Origin of the sequence: Prosthecobacter debontii, from assembly GCF_900167535.1 — a bacterium.
In the GTDB taxonomy this organism is placed as follows: Bacteria; Verrucomicrobiota; Verrucomicrobiia; order Verrucomicrobiales; family Verrucomicrobiaceae; genus Prosthecobacter; species Prosthecobacter debontii.
Genome location: NZ_FUYE01000023.1, coordinates 1 through 22,225, shown reverse-complemented (window position 1 = coordinate 22,225; position 22,225 = coordinate 1). Strand labels below are relative to the sequence as shown.

The following is a 22,225-nucleotide window of genomic DNA, read 5'->3' as shown; positions in this document are numbered from 1 at the left end:
ATTCGCTCACCCCAGCTTCCAACCCGCTCGTGGAGTCCGGCTCAGGAAACGGTTGGCGGCCTCGTTGTTGGTGATCTTCATGGCCTTGGCATCCCAGAGGATCTTGCCACCCGCGCGGAAGGCGACATTGCCCAGATGGTTTGCTTCGGTCAGCGAACCGGCATAGCTGAAGGGACTGCCAGTCGGTGTGCCATTTCGGATCGCGTTCAGCCACTCGATGTGTTGTCCTGGTGAGTCGGCAATGAAAGGCTTGGGCCGTTGAAAGTCTTTAAAGTCGGCTTCAGGCAGGAGCACATGCTTGTTGTAGTCCGACAGCAGCATGCCTTTGTCGCCAATGAAGAGAACGCCATTCTTCCAGGTGCCGATGAAGGGATCGTTTTTCCACACTTCTGGTTGGGTCGCTCCTTGATGCCAGTGAACCTTGCACGCAGGCATCTCCCCACGTGGGCCATACTCATACACCGCCGACATCGTTGCCGGGGCGATCTCAGGATGAGGTTCAGGCCCTGAGGCCTCGACACTCAACGGTGCATCCAATTTAAGCGCCCAGAATGGCAGATCATTCCAGTGACTGCCGAGATCGGACATCGTGCCATTGCCGAAATCCCACCAGCGATACCATTTGGGCCCAGGGAAATAGACTTCATGATAGGGACGATAGGGCGCAGGGCCCAGCCAGAGATCCCAATCCAAATAGGGGGGCGGTGTCTGTTCTTCTTTCGGCCGTTCCGTGACATGCACGATATCGCCATTGGCCGTGGCTTCCTCCTGGCTTTGCAGCCCCCAAGCCCGGGAGACACAGACATGCACTTCACGCACAGGCCCGATGGCCCCGCTTTGCACGAGTTCCACCACACGGCGATAGTTAGGCAGGCCATGAATCTGCGTGCCCATTTGGGTGGCGACTCCTGCCGCAGCCGCCGCCTGCGTGATGAGCCGAGCTTCAGCCACATCTCGTGTCAGCGGCTTTTCGCAGTAAACCGGTTTCTTCATCCGCAGAGCCGGCAGAGTGGCATAGGCATGCGTGTGCTCTGTAGTGCTAACCACCACGGCATCGAAGTCTTTGCACTCCTCATACAGCTTCCGGAAGTCTCGATAAGGCTTGGCCTTGGTGAAAACCGAGGCAGCTTTGTCCAGGTTCAGGCCATTGACATCGCAGATGGCCACGACGTTTTCCGTTGGCTCTTGAGGCACGGGAACAGGCTCTCCCTCTTTCGGTTTCTTGGGATACAGCGTGGTGCCGACCAAGGCCTGGATATTGGCAGCGCCACGCCCACCGACACCGATAAAGGCGAGGTTCAGCTTGGCATTCGGCGAGCGTGAACTGACGATAGCGGGGAAACCCAAGACGCCAGCCAGGAGTGTACTTTGAGTCAGAAACTGCCGACGAGAGGAACGCGCTGAAGACATGGGCAAAGAACGGCCCCGTTTTAAGATGTCTTGCGCTTCACTTTACCTGGCACTTTTCCCTTTCGGAAAGAGAAGCCCTCGCTTTGATGATTCATGCGTCTCATCCCGCAGCCTCTTTAGCGATCAAGGCCTCGAGTTCTTCCGCCGCCTTTTCCCATTGGGTCGTTTTCGTCGAAATCCGAGGTTCGATTTCCTCAAGTTCTTTGGTGAGGGCCTTAAACTTCGCCGCGTCTGCGTAAGTTGCGCCATCTTGCAGCAAAGCGACCAGTTCCAGTTTGCGGGTGTCCAGAGCCGCGAGTTCTTCCTCAATACGGGTTACGGTTTTCTCCAAGTCCTTTCGACCTTTGGCTCGGGCGTTGCGCGCCTCCGCTTCCAATCGCTTTTGCTCCTTGGATTTGGGAGCGTTGTAACTCTTCTTGGGGGCTTCCCAGGCTCCAGGCTGGCTGTTGGTCAGGCTGGCCGTCAATGCTTCACGGGCCGAGGTGGCCTTGGTCTTATCCAGGAAGTATTGATAATCCCCCGCGTAAGGTGTGAGCACGCCGCCGGCGATGTGGATCACGCTTCGCGCCATGGCTCGGATGAAGTGCACATCGTGACTGATGAATACCAGGGTGCCTTCGAAGTCCTCCAAGGCATTGATCAGAGCGTCGATGCTGCCCATGTCCAAGTGCGTCGTTGGCTCATCCATCAGCAACAGATTCGGCGGGTCTAACAACAAGCGCACTAGAGCGAGTCGAGATTTTTCACCCCCGCTCAGGACGCCCACAGGCTTGAAGACATCATCGCCATGAAACAAAAACGAACCGAGCAAAGTGCGGCAGAGGTTCTCGCCTGGGCGGCTGGGCAGATCCATGGCGGACTGTAGCACCGTGTGGCGCATGTTGAGCACATCACCGCGATATTGAGCGAAGTAACCCAGCTTCACGTTATGCCCGAGATCGCGCTTACCGCCTTGGGGTTGCAAAGCTCCGGCCAAGAGTTTCAAGAGCGTGGATTTACCCGCGCCGTTAGGCCCCACCAAGACAATGCGCTGACCGCGCTCCACCTCGAAGTCCAGACCTTGATAAACCGGTGTCTGACCATACGCGAAGTCCAGGCCTTTCATGGTCAGCACGCGCTGGCCACTACGAGGGGGCTGAGGGAAACGGAACTTCACCGTCTTCGCCGCTGTGGCAGGACCTTCCAGCTTCTCCATGCGGTCGATCATCTTCAGCTTGTCCTGTGCACGGGAGGCAAAGTTGGCCTTGGCTTTGAAGCGATCCGCCCACTGCTGGAGCTTGGCGATCTCTCGCTGCTGGTTTTCAAACGCACCTTGCATCTGCTCCTCACGCGCCGCTTTCTCGCGCAGGTAGTCATCGTAGTTCCCGCGATACCGATTCACCTTACTGTGCGCGATTTCCAGGATCGTGTCAGTCAATGCATTCAGGAATTCACGATCGTGCGAGATCATGAGGATGGCGCCTGGATAACCCTGTAGGTATTCCTGGAACCAGATGAGGGATTCCAAATCCAGGTGGTTGGTCGGCTCATCCAGCAGCAGCAGATCCGGCTCCTGCACCAACAACCGCGCTAGGTGCGCACGCATGACCCAGCCTCCACTCAGGGTGCGGGCATTGCGATCAAAATCGGTCTCACGAAACGCCAACCCTTTGAGGATGCGCTTGGCCTTTGGCTCGGCCTCCCAGCGGCTGTGCTCATGAACGTGGCTCGTGGCCAGTTCCAGCACGGTGACGTCGTCGATGGGGGCGCTCTCCTGGGGGAGGAAACCAAAATCCAGCCCCTTTTCCATGGTCACTAGGCCATCGTCTGGCGTGCTCTCACGCAGGAGGAGAGAAAACAGAGTGGACTTTCCGGCTCCATTGGGCCCAATCAGACCGATTTTTTCCCCACGGTTGATGTGGAACGACACCGCGCTGAAAAGCGTGCGGCCAGCGTAGGTTTTACTGACATTGGAAACAGAGAGCATGAGGGGGCGCACTCTGTGCCTCGACGTGAGGCGGGAGTCAAGACATGACGATGTGTAAGACTGTCCGGGGTCGGGTCGTTACCTTCTACAAGCCGCTTCAGATTCTTGATTCTGAGCAGCCTACTCCCCAACCAAATACGAGCGTCCGGCGTTTATTCTTTAAACCCGAGCGATCCCGTGTCCCAACCAGTTCATGACGGATCTTGGTACTCCCGTGCCGAGGTGCTTCATGCTCTGCTTTTTTCCGTGTTCTCCATGCTTTCCACATTCCGTCTTACCACCACTTGCTGCCTTCTCGCCTTAGCTTTGGGATGGACTGTCCCTAGTGACGCCGCCGTTTTACTCCAAGATAGCTTCGTCAATGGAGACAAGGCCGTGCCAGACAGCACCACGGTGGGTAACTGGACCGGCTACAGCGGCGCTGCAGTCACGGAATCTGGCGGCCTGCTCACCGTCAGCACTACCGCTAGCGGAGGTTCTTCTTCGTCGAATTTTTCTACGCCGGTCAATTCCGCCATCAATCCCTTCACCACGCAGGTGAATGTCTCCGTGCGCGAGTTTGCCCTGTTCGGCACCGAAACCTATGAAAGTGCCAATGTGGGCCGCTTTCGCCTCGGTCTGATTTCGACGTTGGGTTCGTTTTACGGCACCAACGATGCCTTCGCTCTGGAGATCAATGGCAATGGCACGGGCTTCAGGTTGGGCACGAAGTTCAACAATACCGCAGGTGATCCCAACGGCCTAACCGCCTCGGCCAGCAGCTTCTCCAGCGCCATCACCGGTTTTGACCTCTCCGTCACCGACTCCACTTGGGCACTGGTGCTTTATTCAGGTTCGGACGTTCTCTATGATAACTCGGGCACTTGGTCCCTCGGCGATGTCGATACTTGGGGGACGGGCACAGGCAACGATGGATCTTCCGCGCTCCTCATGGCGGTGCAAAACTCTGGAGCCACCGGCACGCCGACAGGTTACAAATCCTTCTCCATCGGCAGCATCGAGATCACCACGGGCACCTCGGTGGTGCCAGAGCCTTCGCGTCTGTTGTTTCTTGGCTTAGCCATGACCGCGCTCGTGTTCAGACGTCAGCGGCCACGACGTGGCTAAAAGCCGAGCCCCGTTGGCTTACATCGGCGGCAGATTGGGGGCTTGAGGTAGCGGAGGGGGCTCTTTTTTTCTTTCCCTCAACGCGAAGATACCCACAACCAAACCACCGACCAGCATCATGAGGCTGCTCATGAGATTGGGTTCATCCCCCTCTTTGATGATGACGAATTCCTTCTCCAAAGCGAGGTCCAGCTTCGCCAGTTTGTCTCTCGTTTTAGAATCTGACTCCATCCCGAACTGAACGAGGCCGCTAATCTGGCGTGCGGGGAAAAGGGATTGCACGAGTTCTGGAGTCATCTCCGCAGGAGACTTCAAGGCGTTCATCTTCGCCGAAGTCTGATTCATCAGATCAATCAATTCCTGATTGTCGGACTCCAGTAGAACCCAAGCGGGTTTGTCTTCGCGATTCCCCATCGCCTCGACCGCGATATAGACCTCCTTCACCTTATCAGACGTTCTGGCGGTGACATACGCACTGTTCGTGAGATTGAGCTGAGCCTCGGAAAGGCTCACCCATTCAGCTGAGGGACGCTGCTCATGGTAGTCCTTGAAGGTCATCCGCAACGGCTCACGGTTTTTCAGCGCGGTGTAGGCACCCTGACCGCCACCTAAAATCAGCGCAATGGCAATGATGTAGCCTAGGCAGCCGAGTTGGATGAATCCGTAGTGAGGAGAGGAGTCGAGCGTAGATTTCATGTAACTTTTCACCCCATCCTAAATCCGCATTTACAAGCAAGCCTTTTTCTGATCTATCTGAGAAAATTTCAGTCCTCATGTCAGCTTTACCACCTGCCCTGCCTACCTCTCAACCTGCCACGGCCTCTGAAATCTGGAGCCGCATGGACGCGGTTCAGGAGCCATCCGTTCCCAGCGACAGCTTCAGCCAAGCGGATCTCGATGCTTACCTCGACCGTCCTCTCGTGTCCGGCCAGAGCGTTTTCCCCGGCACGGAGGGCCTGATGCTGCGTGACATCGAGCAGGACATTCTGAAAGGAGGCCGCTTTGTCATTCATCACTACTGCATCTCCGTCATGATCATGACTTTCACCCGCAGCAGTGACATCTATTACCTGCGCTCCAGCAAATCCGGTGTGAGCCGTGCCGCTGGCTACAGCATCCTGTCGCTGTTGCTAGGGTGGTGGGGTATTCCTTTCGGGTTCATTTTTACCCCATATGTCCTCTGGAAAAATGGGCGTGGAGGCACGGATGTGACCCGCGAGGTGATGGCCCAGATCGTGGGTCCCTCCCGCAGTGAAAGCATCCTGGCCAAGGCCGCTCCCCGTCGGATCAGCGGGCTGCATTGGGCACTCTTCAGTGCCTGTCTGGGGCTGCCAGCCGTGTTGATCTACACCGTGTTCAGCTCAGCCAAGTAAACGAAGTCTCGCGCTCACCTCACGGCACCACCGTCACCGGAGTGCCCATGGGGCAGGCATGGAAAAACTTCTCCGCCATGTGCCCCGGAAGGCGGATGCAGCCATGGCTGGCGGGATACCCCGGCAGATAGCCCTGGTGCATGCCCACGCCGCCGTAGATGCGCATGAAGTAATACATCTTCGCGCCCTCGAATCGCGTGCCTGGAGGACGACGATCTTTGCGATTGTCGATATTGGTCATGATCACATTGCCATACATGTCCTCGTAATCCCCGTAGATGGAGGATTTGTGATCGATATCCTTCTCGATCACCTTGTAACGCCCGGGTCGGGTATCGTAGCCTTCTGAGCCTGAGGAAATGGGCGAACCACCCGCCAATTGCCCCCCTTTGTAGAGGTAAACCATTTGTTCACCTAGATTGATCATGATGGAGGGACGCCCATACATCTCGTCTGCATACCAAAAGGAGCCGTCACCTCGTATGGCATTGATAAATCGCCCTGGCAGCCGCCCGACGGTGTGCACGCCCTGCCTGCCATAACGGAAGAGATTCTGCCCATAATAAGAGGGACCATAATACCCCTGGGTGGAGCAACTGGAAACCAGCGTCACGAGCGCCAACAAGCCAGGAAGTATCAAGCGAACAAACATCATAGGTGAAAAGGAATGCTACGAGCAGAGCAGGAAGATAGCCTCTTTTTACGGAGAAGTTTCCATCTGCATCCTGCTCTTGCATCTGAGCTTGCTCCGTGGCTTCATGGGCGTGCATGAAGATCCTCCTTCCCCTGCTTTCACTTTTGGCCTCGGCAGCACTCGCCGGGGAGGCCGTTCCGGCCATCAGCCCCACGGTTCAGCATGAGATGCTGAAGCCTTGGCAGCAAAACAGCATTGATCTGGAGGCCGGTTACCTGTGGAAAATCGGCGGTGATACACCTCTGGATTACGAGATCGCTCCGGTCATCCTGTCTTGGCGCCCAGCCTACCAGCTTCATCATGTCTTTAACAGCGGTGCCGCCATCGTGATGCGCAGCCGTTTCGCCGCCATTGGTCAGGCCATCACACAGGGACCAGAGAACCACTACTTCGGTCTCATGGCCGCCCCTTCCCTGGAGTTCTGGAATCCGGACGGCACCTGGTCCATCTACGGTCAGATCGGCGGTGGCTTGGGCTGGATCGACTCCCAGGGTGTGACCGGTGGCCAAGGTCAAGACCTCACCTACAACTGGTTTGCTGCGGCCGGCGTGTCGTTTGCAGTCACGGAAAAAGTGGATTTCCGTGTCGGTGCCATGTTCCAGCACCTTTCCAACCGGGGTGCGACTGATCCCAACCCTGGCCTGAACTCCGCAGGCTTTACCATGGGTGTGTCCTGGGATTTCTAAGATCGAGACGAAGAATGTTCAGCATTGTCGAAGCCATCCGTGAACGTGCGACGCCCGAGGCGGTCGCGTTGGTCCAGAAAGACCGCACGCTCAATTATCAAGACCTCTTCAAGCAAAGTGATGCCATGGCGGACGCGATCCGCCAGCATGCACCGCGTGATGCGTCCCGGCCTGACCGCTTGCGCATCGGTGTGCACTTCCCCAGCAGCCTAGACTATGTGCCGCTGGCCCTGGCGACCCTGACTGCAGGAGCCTGCTTCGTGCCGATTCCCGATGAATTGGCGGAGGAGGAAAAGCGTGATCTCGCTACCCGCACGGCACTGGATTACGTGCTCGTGTCAGAACCCCTCGCCACTTGGCTGCCCGAAGGCAGTGTGAAAGTCGGCGAATTCACTCTGGCCGAACAAAAAGTGCAAATCCAGCGTCTACCAGCCGCAACAACGAACTTCCCTGTCGCGGACTTCGAAGGCATCAATCCAGCCTTCATCCGATTCAGCTCCGGCACCACGGGCAAATCCAAAGGCGTGCTGCTGTCTCACGAGTCCCTGCTGGAGCGCATCACCTCCGCCAATGAGGGGCTGCAGATCGGTCCGGGAGATCGTGTCCTGTGGGTGCTGCCCATGGCGCATCACTTCGCCGTCTCCATCGTGCTTTACCTGTATCACGGAGCCACGACCATCATTGAGGAAACGCACCTCGGTGAAGATCTCCTGCGTGCAGGTGCCGAGCAGAAGGCCACCGTCATGTATGGCAGCCCCGTGCACTACCGTCAGCTCGTGGAGGCCCCGCCCGTGGGTGAATGGACCGCGCTGCGTCTCGCCGTCGCCACCGCAGCGGCTCTGGATGCGGCCACAGCCGAGAAGTTCCGCACTCGTTTCGGGCGTGACCTCGTGCAGGGCCTGGGCATCATTGAGCTGGGTTTACCCGTGCTCAATCTGACGGGCGCTCAAGAGGCCCCTGAAGCCATTGGCCTTCCCCTCAGTGCCTATGAGTGTCTCCTCAAGGATGATTCGGGCAAGGAACCTCCCCAGGGAGAAGCCGGGGAGATTTGCCTGCGTGGCAAAGGCATGTTCGATGCCTATCTCGACCCCTGGATGCTGCGTGCGCAAGTCGTCGATGCCGAGGGCTGGTTCGCCACGGGTGACCTGGGCAAACGCGACAGCGCAGGCCGGGTGACCATCTGCGGGCGCAAGAAAACACTCATCAATGTGGGCGGCATGAAAGTCTTCCCTGAAGAGGTGGAGCGCATCATCGACTCCCACCCCAAGGTGCAGCGCTCTCTCGTCGAAGCACGTGTGCATGCTCTCTATGGGGAGGTGCCCATTGTCCGCTACATCCCGAGTCCAGAAGGTGCCCCGACGACGATGGAACTGCGCAATCACTGCCGCGCTCATCTGGCCGGGTATAAGATCCCGCTCATCTTTACCGTCACTCAGGAACTGCCGCTGACGGCCAGCGGCAAGCTGAAGCGGGCCTAACCGTGATTTATCCAACGACAATCCCCACGCCTCAGCTTAGACCGAGGACGTGGGGATTGTTGTTTTAGAATCGTAACGCTAACGGCTACGGCTTACTGCTGTTTGGCGTCCACAGCAGCCTTCTGGGCTTCGGCGGCAGCTTCAGCAGCCTTTTTGTCAGCTTCAGCCTGGGCCTGAGCCGCTTCTTTGTTGGCTTCGATGTTAGCCTTCTCGATCTTGGCGTTCACATCGGCTTCTTCTTTAGCCTGCTCAGCAGCTTTCTCCACGGCATCTTTCCGTGCTTCGATAGCTTCTTGAGTGGCTTCTTTGCGATCTTCAATGGCGGCCTTTTCCTTGTTGCAACTGACGGCAAACACGGAAGCAGCGGCGAGGAGAGTAAGAATGGTTGTCTTCATAATGTAAGTGGGGTTGATGGCTCCAGGCTCTCCGTATGAACCGGAGAACCCTGAGCTATTGAAGATTCGCGCCCGACAGGTGATCTGCGTGCACCGAACTTCCTCCTCGCTTGCAAAGACCGCTAAACTCCCACGGTCGCTTGCTGTCCCATCGCTGCTTCCATCAGGCGCTCCTGCGTAGCTTCTGCACGGGTGAAGAAGCCGCCGATCCGACCTTCATTCAGCATCAAGATGCGATCACTCATGCCAATCAATTCAGGAAGCTCGCTGGAGACGAGCAGCACCGCTTTCCCTTCTGCGGTGAGCTTATTGATCAATTCATAAATCTCCAGCTTCGCACCCACATCGATGCCTCGTGTGGGTTCATCCAGCATCACCACCTCTGGCCCGGTCATGAGGGCCTTGCCCAGCACCACCTTCTGCTGATTGCCGCCCGATAGGCGCCCGACAATCGCCTCAAGGCCGGTAGCCTTCACGCGCAAGCTTTTGAAATACTCCTGGTTACGCACCGTCTCCTGATTGCGATTGACAAAACCCAGTCGGCTGAACTGGTCCAGGGATGAAAGGGACATGTTGAAACCGATCTCCTGCTCCAGCACCAAGCCGTAACGCTTGCGATCTTCGCTCACCAGAGCCAACCCCGCTTTGAGGATCTGTGAAGGATTCAATCCATCCAAGCTGCGTCCCCCCAGTGCCACGTGACCCGAAAGACGTTTCCCCCACGCCCCAAAGAGATGCATGAGCAGTTCCGTGCGCCCTGCGCCCATGAGGCCACCGATTCCAAGCACCTCCCCTGCCCGCAGCTCAAAGCTGATGTCGTGCAGTCGACTACCACCCTGCTCATCAGCCACATTCAGCCCCTGCACGGTTAAGACAGGTGATCCCGGCTGACTGGCCCGACGCGGGAAGAGATCTGTGATTTCCCGGCCTACCATGTGCTGAATGACCTCCGCCTTGGTCATGGTCTTGGCCTCCTGAGTGATGATGCTGCTGCCATCCCGAATGACGGTGATGCGATCCGAGATGGCAAAGACCTCATCCAGCTTATGACTGATGTAAACGCAGGCCATGCCACGCGCTTTGAGATCCTTGAGGATATCCAGCAGAATCAGCACCTCATGCTCAGCCAGAGCCGCCGTGGGTTCATCCAGGATGAGAATCTTGGAGTCTTTCGACAGGGCTTTCACAATCTCCACCAACTGCTTCTGACCCACGCCCAAAGACCCAACACGAGCAGCGGGGTCCAGATCCACCTTGAACCGATCCAGCAGGACCTTGGCCTCGCGATAGATCTTGGGCCAGTCCACAAATCCACCCAAGCGGCGGGGTTCACAGCCCAAGAAAATGTTTTCCGCCACCGTCATTTCATTCACCAGGGCCAGCTCCTGGTAAATGACCGCAATGCCCGCCTCCGCCGCATCTGAAATACCACGAAACTGAGCCTCCTGACCGTTCACCTCAAAGCGCCCTTCATAGCTGCCGTAAGGGTGGATCCCTGAGAGCAACTTGATCAGCGTGCTCTTACCGGCACCGTTCTCACCACACAGCGCGTGAATCTCCCCAGCCTTCAGATCAAACGACACATCTTTCAGGGCAATGACACCGGGAAATTTCTTGGTCAGATGCTGAGCGGAGAGGATCATGAGGGCATCCTGCCAAAGTCACTGGTTCCTGCCAAGAGCATAAGTTTATCGTCCCTTCGATTTTCATCGCACCTGCCTTCCGCATTGCCGGAAATTGAATAGCCTTTGCTGGATTTGAAACATGTCCAGCCTTGGCAAACTCCCTAGATTGCTTCTTGTTGTTCCACCAACCCACCATGTCCACTGATCTTCCGCCCCTTCGCAGCCCGCTGGATCTCGAGCGAGTTCTCGAATTCGAATTCGTTCGCGCCACTGAAAACGCCGCTTTGCAATCCATCCACTGGTTAGGCCGGGGAGAGAAGGAACTGGCCGATGCCGCTGCATGCAGTGCCATCTATGGCGTTTTCGATATTCTCGATATCCGTGGTGAGGTCGTCATTGGTGAAGGGATCAAGGACAACGCCCCAGGAATCTTCGTGGGAGAGCATCTCGGCACCTGGAAAAACGGTAGCCCGCGCTTCGACATCGCGCTGGACCCCATTGATGGCACCACCAACATTGCCAAAGGCACGCCCAACAGCATCTCCGTCATCGCCGCCGCTCAGAAGCCGGAAGGTGCGCCGAGCGCCATGAAGAACATCCCCAGCTTTTACAGCCACAAGCTGGCCTATGGACCTGCGGTCAAACGTTCGCTGCAAGAAAAGGGCGATCAATCCTTGCTGGATCGCCCCATGAAGGAAGTGCTCGCCTTTGTCGCAGAGGCTCTGGGGAAAAACGTGCGTGATGTGGTGATCGTCACCATGGACCGCCCACGTCATGCAGGCCTTATCGAGGAAGTGCGCTCCTGCGGGGCCGCCCTGCGCATGATCACCGATGGCGACATCACTGCCGCGGTGGCGCCCTCCCTGCCAGACAGCGGTGTGGATCTCTACATGGGCATGGGCGGCAGCCCTGAAGCCGTGTTGGCCGCAGCCGCGCTGAAATGCCTGGGTGGCGATATGGATGTGCGCATGTGGTTCCATACCGAAGAGCACCGCGCTGAAGTGGCGGCCACGACAAGCCGTGAAGAAATGGAGCAAATCTTCCGCTGCGATGACCTCGTGATGGGTGAAAGCGCCCTGTTCTGCGCCACCGGCATCAGTGACAGTCCCCTGCTCCCTGGCGTAAAACTTATCGGCCACCGAGTGGAGACGCACAGCATCCTCATGCGTGCCCGTAGCGGCACCGTGCGTCATATTCACGCCAGCCATGACCTCACACGCAAGGTGGTGCCTTTGCGGGATGCCTAGACCTATTTCCCAAAAGGTCGTTAACGTCATTCCCGTATCGGTCATCAAACCCAACGGGTTTGTGTCATTAAGCCCAGGGTTCTTAGAACCCTGGGAAATTCGATCAACAAACATCCAACCAGAGGTGCCCCCTCGGGGGTTCCTTCCACGGTTGTTAGGATCACTCACTCCACGCGTCGTCTCTCAGCCATGGACGGAAGCCCTCCAGGCTTCTCACTTCACCCAAATGATGTTCATGCTATACCCCAGGGTTGATCCAACCCTGGGCTGAAAGACACAAGCCCGTTGGGCTTGAAAGACCAAGCCTTGATTCGTCAACGAAGCATCCACTTGGGAAACCAGCATAACCATCCAGTAGATTTTAAAGTAAGTCACTCAACACAAACGGGATGAAGGTCGAAGCCTTCATCCCGCTGATATTTTGAATCCAAAGTAAACAGGGATCATCCCTGCCTAACTCTTAGCGCTTACCTTTCTTCGCAGCTTTCTTCGCCGCTTTTTTCGCAGGAGCCGCTTTCTTAGCTGGGGCCTTTTTTGCGGCAGCCTTTTTCGCAGGAGCAGCCTTCTTGGCTGGAGCTTTCACGGCTTTCTTGGCCGGAGCCTTCTTCGCAGGAGCGGCTTTCTTAGAAGGGGCTTTGGCAGCCTTCTTCGCAGCAGCTTTCTTGGCAGGTGCCTTCTTAGCAGCCGCAGCAGGAGCCGTCTTGGAGGCTTTCGGTGCCTTGGCCTTGACGATACCCGTCACGCCACCTTCACGGGCGAGACGCTGCTTGAGGAGATCTTCACGGAAAGCGATGGCTTCCGCCAGGACCTGATCGTGGGTGTCCTTGGTGTAGCGATACACGCGGGAGACGGTCTTGCCTTTCTCAGCACGCACGGAGACGGCGATCAGACGGGTGACCTTGCCCTTGGCAGTCTTGTATTTGCGGTAGGAGATACCGACATGACCGCTCTTGTTCTTGGCGTTGGAAGTATGCGCGATACGGCTGGCTTCGATCTCAGGCATTTCGCCCAGCAGCTCATCGCGGTATTCACGGGCTTTCTTCAGAGCGCCTTTGGTGCCGCCATAGAGACTGTCGGAGAAATGCTTCGTGTGCAGGGAACCATTGCGTGAGATGCACACCTGGAAGCCGTGAGTCTGCTTGGAAGCATCGCTACGGGTGTCGATGCGTTTGATGTTGCGTTCAGAAAGGGGGTTGGAGCGACGGCGCATAGAAGTGATGAAGAGATCTCAGTTCGAGGAGGGATGAAATTGGAGGCAACAGAAGCCCGTGCAACACGAAATTGATTTTATTATTCATTATAGGTTATTCCTTAGCCCTTGAGTCCATCCAAATTGTGACGGGTCCATCATTGACCAAGGCCACCTTCATATCGGCCCCAAAGACGCCTCGTTGCACGGGCACCTCTCGCTCCAGCACCTGCATGAAGTGCTCATACAGCGGGATCGCCACCTCAGGCCGTGCAGCCCGGATGAAGCTAGGTCGGTTACCTTTTTTCGTGCTCGCATGAAGTGTGAACTGACTCACCACGAGCACACTGCCACCGGCATCCTTGACACTCCGGTTCATCTTTCCCTCTTCGTCTTCAAAGATACGCATCTGATGGATCTTCGCCGCCAGCCACTCCGCATCTTCCACCGTGTCCTCATGCTCCACGCCTAACAGAACCACCAAACCGTGAGAAATGCTGGCGGTGACCAGACCATCAATGGTGACAGAAGCAGCTTGGGAACGTTGGATAAGGGCACGCATGGGAGGGAAATCGAGCTTTTTAGCGTGCTTAAAGCGGGGTGCAAATGGCATCACCACGTCTCGACACACCGTTCTCCGTCATTTGCCTCGTGAAATCCCGTCATAACTGCCCTTCTGACACCAGCTTTCCCTTGCTAAACGGCCGCTCTCGCGCTCCTTACCCGCCCCCTTGCCGATCGTGCCCATCCAGGGTGCTCATTGGCATTCGTCATTCAGTCATTCGTCATCCAACCCTATGTCCACCGACGCCAAGAACAACACCGCTCTCATGGAGAAAATCGTCTCTCTTTGCAAGCGCCGCGGTTTCATCTTCCAAAGCAGCGAGATCTATGGCGGCTGCGGTGGTGTGTGGGACTACGGTCCCCTCGGTGCTGAACTGAAGCGCAACCTGCGCAACGCCTGGTGGACGACCATGACCCGTGAACGTGAAGACGTCCTCGGTCTGGATGCCAGCATCCTCATGAATCCCGCCATCTGGAAGGCCAGCGGTCACGTGGATACCTTCGCCGATCTCATGCGCGAGTGCTCCCTGACCAACAAACGCGTGCGTGCCGACCATGTAGATCCCCAGGAAGGTGTGATCATGAACTACACCGGCGCTGAGGCCCCGACAGGCTGGAAACTGGATCGTGTCATCTCTGTGCTCATGAAGAAAGGCGAGCACATCGAGAGCCTGCGCAAGCGTGTGCGCACCCTCATTGCCTCCAATGCCGGTGAAGCCGCAGGCAAGCCTGAAGAGATCGTCTTGTTAGGCGAAGCCAAAGGCGACACCGTCGAGAAAAGCATCGACTTCCACCCCGAAACCGGTGGTGCACTCGGCCCTGCGCGTCCGTTCAACCTGATGCTGAAGACCTACCTTGGCCCAACCGCCACGGAGGACGATGTCACCTACCTGCGTCCAGAGACGGCCCAAGCCATCTTTGCCCAGTTCAAGAACGTCTTTGATTCCAACCGCATGAAGGTGCCGTTCGGTATCTGCCAGATCGGTAAGGCGTTCCGTAACGAGGTGACACCGAAGAACTTCACCTTCCGCAGCCGCGAGTTCGAACAGATGGAGCTCGAGTTCTTCATCAAGCCCGATGAAGCCGTGGAGATCATCTCCGGTGAAGTGGCTCAGTGGAGTGAAGGTGCTGACCTCAGCGAACCTCAAGCCAACTGGGGCTGGGATCTCTGGCACCGCTACTGGGTCGATCAGCGCACCAAGTTCTACGACAGCATCGGCCTCGGCGGTGTGCTGGAGTATTATTGGCAGACCCCAGAAGATCTGGCTCACTATGCCCGTGCTTGCGTGGACATCCTCTGCGACTTCCCCTTCGGCACCGAGGAGCTGGAAGGTATCGCCGCCCGTGGCGAGTTCGACCTCAGCCAGCACCAGAAGCACAGTGGCAAGACGCAGGAAGTCTTCGACGAAGAACTCAAGAACGCTGCCGCCAAGCTCACCGCCGAACAAAAAGAAGCGTTGATCCAGAAGCGCCTTGCTGCCGAACAGGCCAAGGTCAAAGGCGAACCAATGCCCGAAGCCGACGTTCGCGCTTGGTTCGAGCGTCTCTTCAAAGGCAACTACGTCCCGCACGTCATCGAGCCTTCCGCCGGGCTGGACCGCATGGCCCTAGCCATCATCGCCAATGCCTTCAATGAAACCGAGAAGGTGGATGACAAAGGCAAGAAGGAGATCATCACCGTGCTGCGCTTCCACCCACGCGTAGCCCCGATCAAGGTCGGTGTGTTCCCGCTGCTGAAGAATAAGCCCGAGCTGGTCGCCAAGGCCCGCGAAGTCTATGCCCTGCTGAAGAAGCACATGAACTGCTTCTACGACGAAACCGCCTCCATCGGTCGTCGTTATGCCCGTCAGGACGAAGTCGGCACGCCTTTCGGCATCACCATCGACTTCGAAACCCTCGGTGAAAAAGGCCCTGAGCTTCAAGACACCGTCACCCTGCGTCACCGCGATGGCGGTGAACAGGAGCGCGTGAAAATCAGCGACCTCCTGCCGAAGTTGCTGGCTGCGGTGAGTTAAGTGATGCGGGCACTCTTGCCCGCAATGAAGTTCGAATGCGGTCAAGAGCTATGCACAACTCTTGACCGCAACAAGATTGATGGCGGCCAAGAGTGGCCGCCTCACCTTTTCTTCACTCCGTCTCCATCAGCTTCGCCTTGTTCTTCGCCCACTCGGGATTGAGCTGGGCTTCCCAGACCTTGAAGTGACGGACACTGCCTTCCACGCCCATCACGAACATGATGCTGTGCTTGTCCGTGCCGATGAGCGGATGGGTGCCCGTGAGGCTGTGACCGTCCACGGTGCCCACCATTTCCTCGCCGAGGACTTCGAACACGACGGTGTGCCATTCATCCAGCTTGAGCGGGGTTTTGAACTCGCCCAGCGGCACCGATTTGTCCGGGCCACCGTGGTCGTTATCATCCTTGGTGATGCGAAAGCCGCCTTCATTCATATGGATGCTGCAGACGTAGTCTTTAGCATCCACCGTGCGCACGCTCAGACTGCGATACTTGCGGCCATCCAAAGGCACGTTGTTCATGCGCACCTCACACTGGATCACCACATTCTTGAAAAGCACTCCATAAGAGGCAGTCGCCGGATGCTTCACTTCGGTGGTTTCACGCCCCGTAAAGACCCCGTTTTCCACCGCCCACTTGCCACCACGAGGCACCGCATTCCAGCGCCAGCCCGAGAAACCGCTGGCGAACCCCTTGGAGACTCCATCGAAAGGCTTCAAGGGCTGCGAGAAATCCTGGTCCACCAGCAACTTACCACGCGTGGTCATGAGCGTCGGTAGCTCATCGGCGGATCGAGCGGAGAGAACAGACAGGCAAAGGAACAGACCCAGGGCAGAAGCGAATTTCATCATGATGTGACCTGCATACCAACGTCGCAGAGATCCCGATATGACGGAAAATCATCTTCCAGCAGCCCTCAGGCGAGGTGCTTGACCCATGAAAGGGAGTCCATCCAGGCAAACAAAGCTTTGAGTTTCGCCTCATCAGCCTGAGTCGCCAAAAAGTAAGCTCGATCCCCCGCGCGCCAGGAAGCCAAATGCCAGTCTCCATTCACGGCATAGAGCGGCGTTTCATTTCGGGGAGCCCCTGAGACACCCTGCGCCTGGAAGGTGATCAGATGCGCCGGTTTGCCCGGAGCCAACATGAAGCAGATGACCGAGGCGGGCTGGCCATTGATCTCGATCACTTTACAGCCCAGGGTCGAAAGCGCTGTGAGATCGGTGGGTAGCCCTGCGGGAGTGGGTGCGCCTGTGGGCTGGAGCGCAGCCACCAGTTGGGCATATTCAGGGGAAGTTTGATCCAGCGAGATCGTGCCTGCACTGAGTCCCTTGGCAATCGCCAGTGCTTCCCCCTGCCAGGCGGGAGGCTGCTGTAAAACCCACCACAAGCCCAAAGCGCTGAGGGTAAAGGCTGCCGCTAAGGCAAGCCAAGACATGGAGGCGACAGGCGCCCCCTTCTCTTTCTCTAAAGGTGCTGCGGCAGCGGGGGCCTCTCCAGCCTGCACCTCTGCCATCATGGCCGCCAACAAACGATCATTCAGCCCAGACGGCACCGGCGCCGCATGGAAGGCATCGGCCATCTTTTCATCGGTAGCTGTCCGCTTTTCCACCCAGGCCTGCAGCTGTGGATCGCCACCCGAGAGCGCACGCGCCTCGGCATCTGCATCGCCGGGGCGCAGCGTGCAGGCATCGAGGTGGAGTCTGGCTTCTTCGGGGGTCATACGAGGGGATTCATTCAGTTACGTCCTTGGTTTGCTGGAGTATTCGCCGCAGGGTATCCTTCGCTCGAGACAAGCGGGACATGACGGTGCCAATCGGCAGCCCCAAGGTCTCAGCGATGTCCCGATAGCTTAGCTCACGCAGATAAAAAAGCACCAGCGGAACGCGATAATGCTCATCCAAAGCCCCGAGCGCCCGATGCAGGGTCGCTGAATCCACCGGTGGAGGCTCTTCATCTGGCAGCTCGTCCTGAGTCCCGTGGAGCTCAGGCTCAAACTCCACATGCTCATGCTTCTGCTCCTGGCGTGCGATGGCCAACCATTCCCGATAAAGCGTGGTGAAAAGCCAGGTCTTGGCCTTGCTGACATCACGCAGCGTGTGCCCTTTGCGCGCCCATTGGAGGAAAGTCTGCTGCACGAGGTCCTCCGCCAGCCCCTCCCGACGGCAGAGACTCTGAGCAAAGCGATAGAGGCCCTGGTAGTGGGCATCAATCAATTGCTTGAAGTCAGGCGCGGCTGCCATGCGTGCCTCAGCAGACTGCGGGCGAGCTCTCCGGTCAAACTGTATCTCAGGCACAGAATCGAAGCGGAGAAATTCAAACAGCGGTTGGGCGGCGAAGGAGTGCATCGGCAGAAAACTTTCCGGGACCAAAAACGAAGACGATCACGGCGGCGAAAAGGAAGAGGAACGGCGGTGCCGTCACGAAGGCATCCGAGTCCTCCCAGATCCCCACCACCACCTCCCGATGCGCGGTTAGATACGCCACCGCCATGGTGAAGATGAGAGGCACCGCCGTCAGACGCGAGGCCAGCCCGGCCAGCAGCAACAACCCGCCGAAACACTCCGTGCTCCCAGCTAGCAGGGCCTGAAGCTTGGGGAGGGGCAAACCCAAGTCTGAAAAAAACCCTGCTGTCGCCTCCAGGTTCATCAGCTTTCCCTTCCCCGTCACAAAGAACTGCCAGCCCCAATACAATCGTATGCCCAGCAGCAAGGGGTCCGGCAGGTAGGCCGCGATTTGATCCACCGTGCGATTCAGATTCGTCCAGAGTTGAGGGAGGGTCATCATGAGGAGAGAGGTTTCGTTGGGGTTTGGCAAAACCAGCCCAGAGCCGCCCAGATCTCGAACCAGCTTTGAATCTTTGCGGTCCAGTCCGCCGAGGCATCCGCTTCGGTTAAGGCCGTTTCCAGGGCTTGGCTCACGGGCAGCCCGTCTCTCAAGGCACGCAGAATCAGATAGGCCTCACGCTCGATCCGCTTGAAGTAGATCTGAGCGTCATAACGATACACGACGAGCTGCAAGGACTGGAGCTTGGGCTGAGGCAAACGTGACGCAGACCTACGCTGCGGCGCGGAGCCATGCGCTTGGCTGGCGGTGCCATGCTGCCTTTCCTCGTTCTCCTTCCGCACCGCCATGAAGTATTCATCCACGCCAGAGCTCAGCTCCAGTAACGAGAGGTGGGGCTGCAATCCCAAACAAAGTTGGGAAGGATCACTGCCTAACAAATCATCCACCCGCAAAGGCGGCAGATGAGCTTCATCAAAGGCCAGAACCTGCGCCCACTCAAACCGAACCATATCCAAAGCCAACACCGTGCGCGGAGCGGTCAACTCCGGGGCTTCCTCGATGAATTGGGGCAACTGACGCCCTAGATTTCTCAACGTCCAGGAGCGGCTCGGATAACGCGTCAAATAAGCCCTACACAACCGGTGAAACCGCCGCCAGCCTAACAAGCTCCTCAATCCAGGATAATCATCATAGAGACAATCCAGGAGACGAAACCAATACTGACGATTGTAGATCTCCAGACGCTCCAAGGCGGTCAGGCGGTCATTCGGCTTGATAAAACCTGCCGCCACTTCCTCCGTCGTCCGGCCATCTCCCCAGATCGACTGCATGCGATCCCGCGCCGCGAGGGGACGAAATAATGCCGCTGACATCAGCCGCTGTAGCTGACGCAGATCATCCAGATGATCAATCCTAGCAGGAGACGAGAGCGGGTGTGTCATGGAGATAACGATTGGCTTTCAAAGCTTCATGGTGCACTTCATCGAAGCTGGGGATGCGATCATCCCACTCCAGCAATGTGGCCGTATGACCGCAGCGGCGTATGACTTCCGCATAGAGATCCCACACAGGATCAGGCACCGGATGATCGTGCGTATCTAAAATGAATTTCCGATAGCGGGAATGTCCGGCGATATGGATCTGCCCCACACGCTCCGCCTGCACACCACGAATGTAATCAAAGGGATCAAACCCATGATTCTGAGACGAAACATAGATGTTATTGACGTCCAGGAGGATGCCGCAATCCGCTTGATCCACCACTTCAGCCAGGAACTCCCACTCCGTCATCTCACTCTGATGAAACTCGGCATAGCTGCTCACATTCTCCACACAGATGGGCACCTCCAGAAAGTCCCGAGCCTGCCGAATCTTCTCCGCCGTGTGCTTCGCCACGGCCAATGTATAAGGCATGGGCAGTAGATCATGCGAGTAGCTGCCATCCACGCTCCCCCAGCAAAGATGGTCTGACAGCCATGGCGTGCGGGTGCGCTGCACAAGACGTTTGAGCTTTTTCAGATGCTCACGATTGAGCGGATCGGCACTCCCGAAGTAGAGAGAAACGCCATGCTGGACCACCCGATACTGCTCCAAAATCGCCTCCAGCACCTCCAAAGGTCGCCCACCATCCACCATGAAGTTTTCGGAGATGATTTCAAACCAGTCCACGACCGGCTTCTTCTCCAAGATGTGCCGGTAATGCGGCACACGCAGACCGATACCGACACCGTAATCTGTATATCCGTTGTAGGGGCTAGCAGGCATAACAAAACGTATGGCATGATTCATTCCCAGAGTGATCCCCGGGAACTTATTGGTGAAGCGGGCACGGCAGATGAAGCCCTCAGAGCCTCCTGCCGTGCCGCTCCTTCCGTCAGATTACTTCTTGGGCATGGTGTTGCAGCCACCCTTCCCTTTGCAGGAGTTCTTCCCCTTGCAGCCGTTGTCGCCGGACTTGCAGCCGCCCTGCCCTTTGCACTCATTGTGCCCCTTGCAGGCGTGCTGGCCTTTATCCGCCATCTTCTGGATGGAGGTGCCTGCATTCAAGGTCTTACCAGAGGCCGGGCTGGCGGCCTGGGCGGCGAAGGAACCGGAGAAAAGGCCAGCCAAGGCTGCACCTGCGATGATGTGTTTGTTGCTCATGTCTGTGTCTGTTTTTAAGTTTGCTCCTCGGCAAGCGCCTCGGACACAGACGTGGGAGGGGTTTTGAATGCGTTATTCCAAATTTGCCGAAAAAACTTTTTCGTGATCCGCGGAACCCAAAAAAAAACGCAGAGCCCATCATCAGGCTCTGCATTTTTCGAAACACTTTTTGTTACCGGAACCAACGGTCATTTAGCCAGCAAACCCAACTCTTTCAAAAAGGCATCGCTGCGGGTAAAGGAATCATCCAGCAGAGCCTTATCGCGCATGAGGTAACCGTGCGCACCGCCCTCATTCACCACAAGTTCGCTTTTGTTGCCCGCTTTGAGCATGCCTTCATGGAAGGCCTTGGCACCTGCAAAGGGGGTCACCGTATCGCCCGTGCCATGAAAGGTGATGGTGGGTGGCAGGCCTGCACGCACTTGATGCACGGGAGAGATCTCCTTCCACGAATCGCCAATCTTAGCCTGACCGTAACCTTCCTTGGAGCAATCAATCACCGGGAACAGCAGGACAAGAGCCGCTGGAGTCGTGGAGATAGCCGTATCTTCACCAGCTTCATTCACGTCATCGAACATCGCCGTCGCTGCAGCCAGATGACCTCCTGCAGAGCCCCCGCTGACAATGATCTTCTGCAGGTCAATGCCGAGCTCTTGGGCATGCTGTTTGACATAGCGCACCGCGCTGCGGGCATCCTTCACGCAATCAAAGACACTGACACCGGTTTTCGCTGAATGCAGTCGATAATGCACACTGATGCCCACCAGCCCAAGCTGCTGATAATGGGCTGCGAAAGGATACATGCGCTGAGGGTTGCCCCCGGTCCAACCACCACCGTGGATGGTGATGAAACAAGCCCGTGAGTCACCGGCCTTATGGCCTTCAGGCTCGAAGATGTGCAGGGACAACTCGCGATCTGGCAGCTTCTTGTAAACCAGAGTGCGCGTGGGAGTCAGCTTGGCCGCGAGTTGATCCACGGGGTCCGGTTTTTTCGTTGTCGCGGGTTTGGATGCCGGAGCGGGTGCCTGCCCCTGCACCATGGGCAGGCTGGCAAAACAAAGTGAGGCGAGGACCAGAAGGCGGAAGGGCAAAGTCATCATGGGCTATCATGAACGTGCCGACTTCCTCTAAGATTGCGGAGGATTGTCATGGAGTAACTGTGTTAAAGGCAAGTGTTAGAAGAAGTTTTTTTAAAGTGGCGAGCGAGGATAGCATTGAGATGGATCAGCAACTTGCGGGCCGTCGCCACCAGCGCCACTTTGGACGGCTTGCCGGCTTCCTTCAGACGCTTGTAGAACACCTTCAGTTCTGGATTATGGCGGCTGGCCGCCAACGCTGCCATGTAAAGCACACGCCGCACACAGCTGCGTCCGCCTGAGATAAAACGCCGCCCACGCCATTTGCCACTGTCCCGGTTGTAAGGCGCTAGGCCTGCCAGCGCCGCGATCTGCCCTCGCGATACTTTGCCCAACTCCGGCAGCGCTGCGAGCAACTGGCGACTGGTCTGCGTGCCCACGCCTTTGACGGCTTGCAGCACCGTGTCGAGCTCTT

Annotated in this window: 23 protein-coding genes; 6 read left to right on the top strand and 17 right to left on the bottom strand. The window is 57.2% G+C overall.

Features of this window, described 5'->3' with window-relative positions:
• Window positions 1-6: 6 nt before the first annotated feature.
• The gene (locus B5D61_RS23100) at window positions 7-1,410 is read right to left on the bottom strand and encodes a Gfo/Idh/MocA family protein (RefSeq protein ID WP_078815811.1); all 1,404 of its coding nucleotides are present in this window, start codon (window positions 1,408-1,410) and stop codon (window positions 7-9) included.
• 100 nt (window positions 1,411-1,510) lie between these two features.
• The gene (locus B5D61_RS23095; protein WP_078815810.1) at window positions 1,511-3,376 is read right to left on the bottom strand and encodes an ABC-F family ATP-binding cassette domain-containing protein; all 1,866 of its coding nucleotides are present in this window, start codon (window positions 3,374-3,376) and stop codon (window positions 1,511-1,513) included.
• 255 nt (window positions 3,377-3,631) lie between these two features.
• Between B5D61_RS23095 and B5D61_RS23090 the strand changes: the two genes are divergently transcribed.
• Entirely contained in the window at window positions 3,632-4,483 is an 852-nt protein-coding gene (locus B5D61_RS23090) for a PEP-CTERM sorting domain-containing protein (RefSeq protein WP_139373451.1), read from the top strand.
• An 18-nt stretch (window positions 4,484-4,501) separates the two neighbouring features.
• On the opposite strand, the gene B5D61_RS23085 is transcribed toward B5D61_RS23090, so the two are convergent.
• Complete coding sequence (locus tag B5D61_RS23085; protein WP_078815808.1) at window positions 4,502-5,179, bottom strand: hypothetical protein; 678 nt, start codon at window positions 5,177-5,179, stop codon at window positions 4,502-4,504.
• A gap of 77 nt (window positions 5,180-5,256) precedes the next feature.
• Between B5D61_RS23085 and B5D61_RS23080 the strand changes: the two genes are divergently transcribed.
• The gene (locus B5D61_RS23080) at window positions 5,257-5,856 is read left to right on the top strand and encodes a hypothetical protein (RefSeq protein WP_078815807.1); all 600 of its coding nucleotides are present in this window, start codon (window positions 5,257-5,259) and stop codon (window positions 5,854-5,856) included.
• 19 nt (window positions 5,857-5,875) lie between these two features.
• Here B5D61_RS23080 and B5D61_RS26710 read toward each other — a convergent pair whose 3' ends face one another.
• Window positions 5,876-6,511 (bottom strand): L,D-transpeptidase family protein, encoded by a 636-nt coding sequence (locus tag B5D61_RS26710; protein WP_217699053.1) that lies wholly within the window; start codon window positions 6,509-6,511, stop codon window positions 5,876-5,878.
• A gap of 113 nt (window positions 6,512-6,624) precedes the next feature.
• Between B5D61_RS26710 and B5D61_RS23070 the strand changes: the two genes are divergently transcribed.
• Both B5D61_RS23070 and B5D61_RS23065 read left to right on the top strand, forming a co-directional pair.
• A complete protein-coding gene (locus B5D61_RS23070; RefSeq protein WP_078815806.1) occupies window positions 6,625-7,236 on the top strand; it encodes an acyloxyacyl hydrolase in 612 nt (203 codons plus the stop codon).
• A gap of 14 nt (window positions 7,237-7,250) precedes the next feature.
• Window positions 7,251-8,714 (top strand): class I adenylate-forming enzyme family protein, encoded by a 1,464-nt coding sequence (locus tag B5D61_RS23065; RefSeq protein WP_078815805.1) that lies wholly within the window; start codon window positions 7,251-7,253, stop codon window positions 8,712-8,714.
• Between the two features lie 92 nt (window positions 8,715-8,806).
• Here B5D61_RS23065 and B5D61_RS23060 read toward each other — a convergent pair whose 3' ends face one another.
• A complete protein-coding gene (locus tag B5D61_RS23060) occupies window positions 8,807-9,109 on the bottom strand; it encodes a hypothetical protein (RefSeq protein ID WP_078815804.1) in 303 nt (100 codons plus the stop codon).
• 122 nt (window positions 9,110-9,231) lie between these two features.
• On the bottom strand, window positions 9,232-10,752 hold the full coding sequence (locus B5D61_RS23055) for a sugar ABC transporter ATP-binding protein (RefSeq protein ID WP_078815803.1): 1,521 nt from the start codon (window positions 10,750-10,752) through the stop codon (window positions 9,232-9,234).
• Between the two features lie 176 nt (window positions 10,753-10,928).
• On the opposite strand from B5D61_RS23055, the gene glpX reads away from it, so the two are divergent.
• A complete protein-coding gene (glpX, locus tag B5D61_RS23050; RefSeq protein WP_078815837.1) occupies window positions 10,929-11,981 on the top strand; it encodes a class II fructose-bisphosphatase in 1,053 nt (350 codons plus the stop codon).
• 460 nt (window positions 11,982-12,441) lie between these two features.
• On the opposite strand, the gene B5D61_RS26490 is transcribed toward glpX, so the two are convergent.
• The gene (locus B5D61_RS26490; protein ID WP_176159630.1) at window positions 12,442-13,191 is read right to left on the bottom strand and encodes a hypothetical protein; all 750 of its coding nucleotides are present in this window, start codon (window positions 13,189-13,191) and stop codon (window positions 12,442-12,444) included.
• Window positions 13,192-13,285: 94 nt separating this feature from the next.
• Window positions 13,286-13,732, bottom strand: coding sequence for a D-aminoacyl-tRNA deacylase (gene dtd, locus B5D61_RS23040; RefSeq protein ID WP_078815835.1), 447 nt, complete (start codon window positions 13,730-13,732; stop codon window positions 13,286-13,288).
• Between the two features lie 235 nt (window positions 13,733-13,967).
• Here dtd and B5D61_RS23035 point away from each other — a divergent pair, with 235 nt between their 5' ends.
• Window positions 13,968-15,749: a glycine--tRNA ligase gene (locus B5D61_RS23035; protein ID WP_078815802.1), complete on the top strand. Its 1,782-nt coding sequence runs from the start codon at window positions 13,968-13,970 to the stop codon at window positions 15,747-15,749.
• Window positions 15,750-15,861: 112 nt separating this feature from the next.
• Here B5D61_RS23035 and B5D61_RS23030 read toward each other — a convergent pair whose 3' ends face one another.
• From B5D61_RS23030 to B5D61_RS22990, 9 genes are all read right to left on the bottom strand, one after another.
• The gene (locus B5D61_RS23030) at window positions 15,862-16,599 is read right to left on the bottom strand and encodes a hypothetical protein (protein ID WP_078815801.1); all 738 of its coding nucleotides are present in this window, start codon (window positions 16,597-16,599) and stop codon (window positions 15,862-15,864) included.
• A 65-nt stretch (window positions 16,600-16,664) separates the two neighbouring features.
• Window positions 16,665-17,468 (bottom strand): hypothetical protein, encoded by an 804-nt coding sequence (locus B5D61_RS23025; protein WP_078815800.1) that lies wholly within the window; start codon window positions 17,466-17,468, stop codon window positions 16,665-16,667.
• Between the two features lie 10 nt (window positions 17,469-17,478).
• Window positions 17,479-18,093 carry an RNA polymerase sigma factor gene (locus B5D61_RS23020; RefSeq protein WP_078815799.1) on the bottom strand — a complete coding sequence of 205 codons (615 nt, stop codon included), beginning with the start codon at window positions 18,091-18,093 and terminating at the stop codon, window positions 17,479-17,481.
• Window positions 18,062-18,532: a DoxX family protein gene (locus tag B5D61_RS23015; RefSeq protein WP_245846592.1), complete on the bottom strand. Its 471-nt coding sequence runs from the start codon at window positions 18,530-18,532 to the stop codon at window positions 18,062-18,064. Before B5D61_RS23015 ends, B5D61_RS23020 begins: the two co-directional genes overlap by 32 nt.
• On the bottom strand, window positions 18,529-19,473 hold the full coding sequence (locus B5D61_RS23010) for an HvfC/BufC N-terminal domain-containing protein (protein ID WP_078815798.1): 945 nt from the start codon (window positions 19,471-19,473) through the stop codon (window positions 18,529-18,531). Before B5D61_RS23010 ends, B5D61_RS23015 begins: the two co-directional genes overlap by 4 nt.
• On the bottom strand, window positions 19,445-20,296 hold the full coding sequence (bufB, locus tag B5D61_RS23005; RefSeq protein WP_078815797.1) for an MNIO family bufferin maturase: 852 nt from the start codon (window positions 20,294-20,296) through the stop codon (window positions 19,445-19,447). The genes B5D61_RS23010 and bufB overlap by 29 nt, the downstream gene beginning before the upstream one ends.
• 114 nt (window positions 20,297-20,410) lie before the next feature.
• On the bottom strand, window positions 20,411-20,674 hold the full coding sequence (locus B5D61_RS23000; protein WP_078815796.1) for a hypothetical protein: 264 nt from the start codon (window positions 20,672-20,674) through the stop codon (window positions 20,411-20,413).
• Between the two features lie 188 nt (window positions 20,675-20,862).
• Window positions 20,863-21,774, bottom strand: coding sequence for an alpha/beta hydrolase (locus B5D61_RS22995; protein WP_078815795.1), 912 nt, complete (start codon window positions 21,772-21,774; stop codon window positions 20,863-20,865).
• A 62-nt stretch (window positions 21,775-21,836) separates the two neighbouring features.
• On the bottom strand, window positions 21,837-22,225 hold a 389-nt coding region (locus tag B5D61_RS22990), incomplete at its 5' end, for a transposase (RefSeq protein ID WP_139373450.1).

Bases quoted from the DNA above. Each gene is read 5' to 3' on its own strand.
- B5D61_RS23100 (WP_078815811.1), bottom strand. From the start codon at position 1,410: ATGTCTTCAGCGCGTTCCTCTCGTCGGCAGTTTCTGACTCAAAGTACA.
- B5D61_RS23095 (WP_078815810.1), bottom strand. From the start codon at position 3,376: ATGCTCTCTGTTTCCAATGTCAGTAAAACCTACGCTGGCCGCACGCTT.
- B5D61_RS23090 (WP_139373451.1), top strand. From the start codon at position 3,632: ATGCTTTCCACATTCCGTCTTACCACCACTTGCTGCCTTCTCGCCTTA.
- B5D61_RS23085 (WP_078815808.1), bottom strand. From the start codon at position 5,179: ATGAAATCTACGCTCGACTCCTCTCCTCACTACGGATTCATCCAACTC.
- B5D61_RS23080 (WP_078815807.1), top strand. From the start codon at position 5,257: ATGTCAGCTTTACCACCTGCCCTGCCTACCTCTCAACCTGCCACGGCC.
- B5D61_RS26710 (WP_217699053.1), bottom strand. From the start codon at position 6,511: ATGATGTTTGTTCGCTTGATACTTCCTGGCTTGTTGGCGCTCGTGACG.
- B5D61_RS23070 (WP_078815806.1), top strand. From the start codon at position 6,625: ATGAAGATCCTCCTTCCCCTGCTTTCACTTTTGGCCTCGGCAGCACTC.
- B5D61_RS23065 (WP_078815805.1), top strand. From the start codon at position 7,251: ATGTTCAGCATTGTCGAAGCCATCCGTGAACGTGCGACGCCCGAGGCG.
- B5D61_RS23060 (WP_078815804.1), bottom strand. From the start codon at position 9,109: ATGAAGACAACCATTCTTACTCTCCTCGCCGCTGCTTCCGTGTTTGCC.
- B5D61_RS23055 (WP_078815803.1), bottom strand. From the start codon at position 10,752: ATGATCCTCTCCGCTCAGCATCTGACCAAGAAATTTCCCGGTGTCATT.
- glpX (WP_078815837.1), top strand. From the start codon at position 10,929: ATGTCCACTGATCTTCCGCCCCTTCGCAGCCCGCTGGATCTCGAGCGA.
- B5D61_RS26490 (WP_176159630.1), bottom strand. From the start codon at position 13,191: ATGCGCCGTCGCTCCAACCCCCTTTCTGAACGCAACATCAAACGCATC.
- dtd (WP_078815835.1), bottom strand. From the start codon at position 13,732: ATGCGTGCCCTTATCCAACGTTCCCAAGCTGCTTCTGTCACCATTGAT.
- B5D61_RS23035 (WP_078815802.1), top strand. From the start codon at position 13,968: ATGTCCACCGACGCCAAGAACAACACCGCTCTCATGGAGAAAATCGTC.
- B5D61_RS23030 (WP_078815801.1), bottom strand. From the start codon at position 16,599: ATGATGAAATTCGCTTCTGCCCTGGGTCTGTTCCTTTGCCTGTCTGTT.
- B5D61_RS23025 (WP_078815800.1), bottom strand. From the start codon at position 17,468: ATGACCCCCGAAGAAGCCAGACTCCACCTCGATGCCTGCACGCTGCGC.
- B5D61_RS23020 (WP_078815799.1), bottom strand. From the start codon at position 18,093: ATGCACTCCTTCGCCGCCCAACCGCTGTTTGAATTTCTCCGCTTCGAT.
- B5D61_RS23015 (WP_245846592.1), bottom strand. From the start codon at position 18,532: ATGATGACCCTCCCTCAACTCTGGACGAATCTGAATCGCACGGTGGAT.
- B5D61_RS23010 (WP_078815798.1), bottom strand. From the start codon at position 19,473: ATGACACACCCGCTCTCGTCTCCTGCTAGGATTGATCATCTGGATGAT.
- bufB (WP_078815797.1), bottom strand. From the start codon at position 20,296: ATGCCTGCTAGCCCCTACAACGGATATACAGATTACGGTGTCGGTATC.
- B5D61_RS23000 (WP_078815796.1), bottom strand. From the start codon at position 20,674: ATGAGCAACAAACACATCATCGCAGGTGCAGCCTTGGCTGGCCTTTTC.
- B5D61_RS22995 (WP_078815795.1), bottom strand. From the start codon at position 21,774: ATGATGACTTTGCCCTTCCGCCTTCTGGTCCTCGCCTCACTTTGTTTT.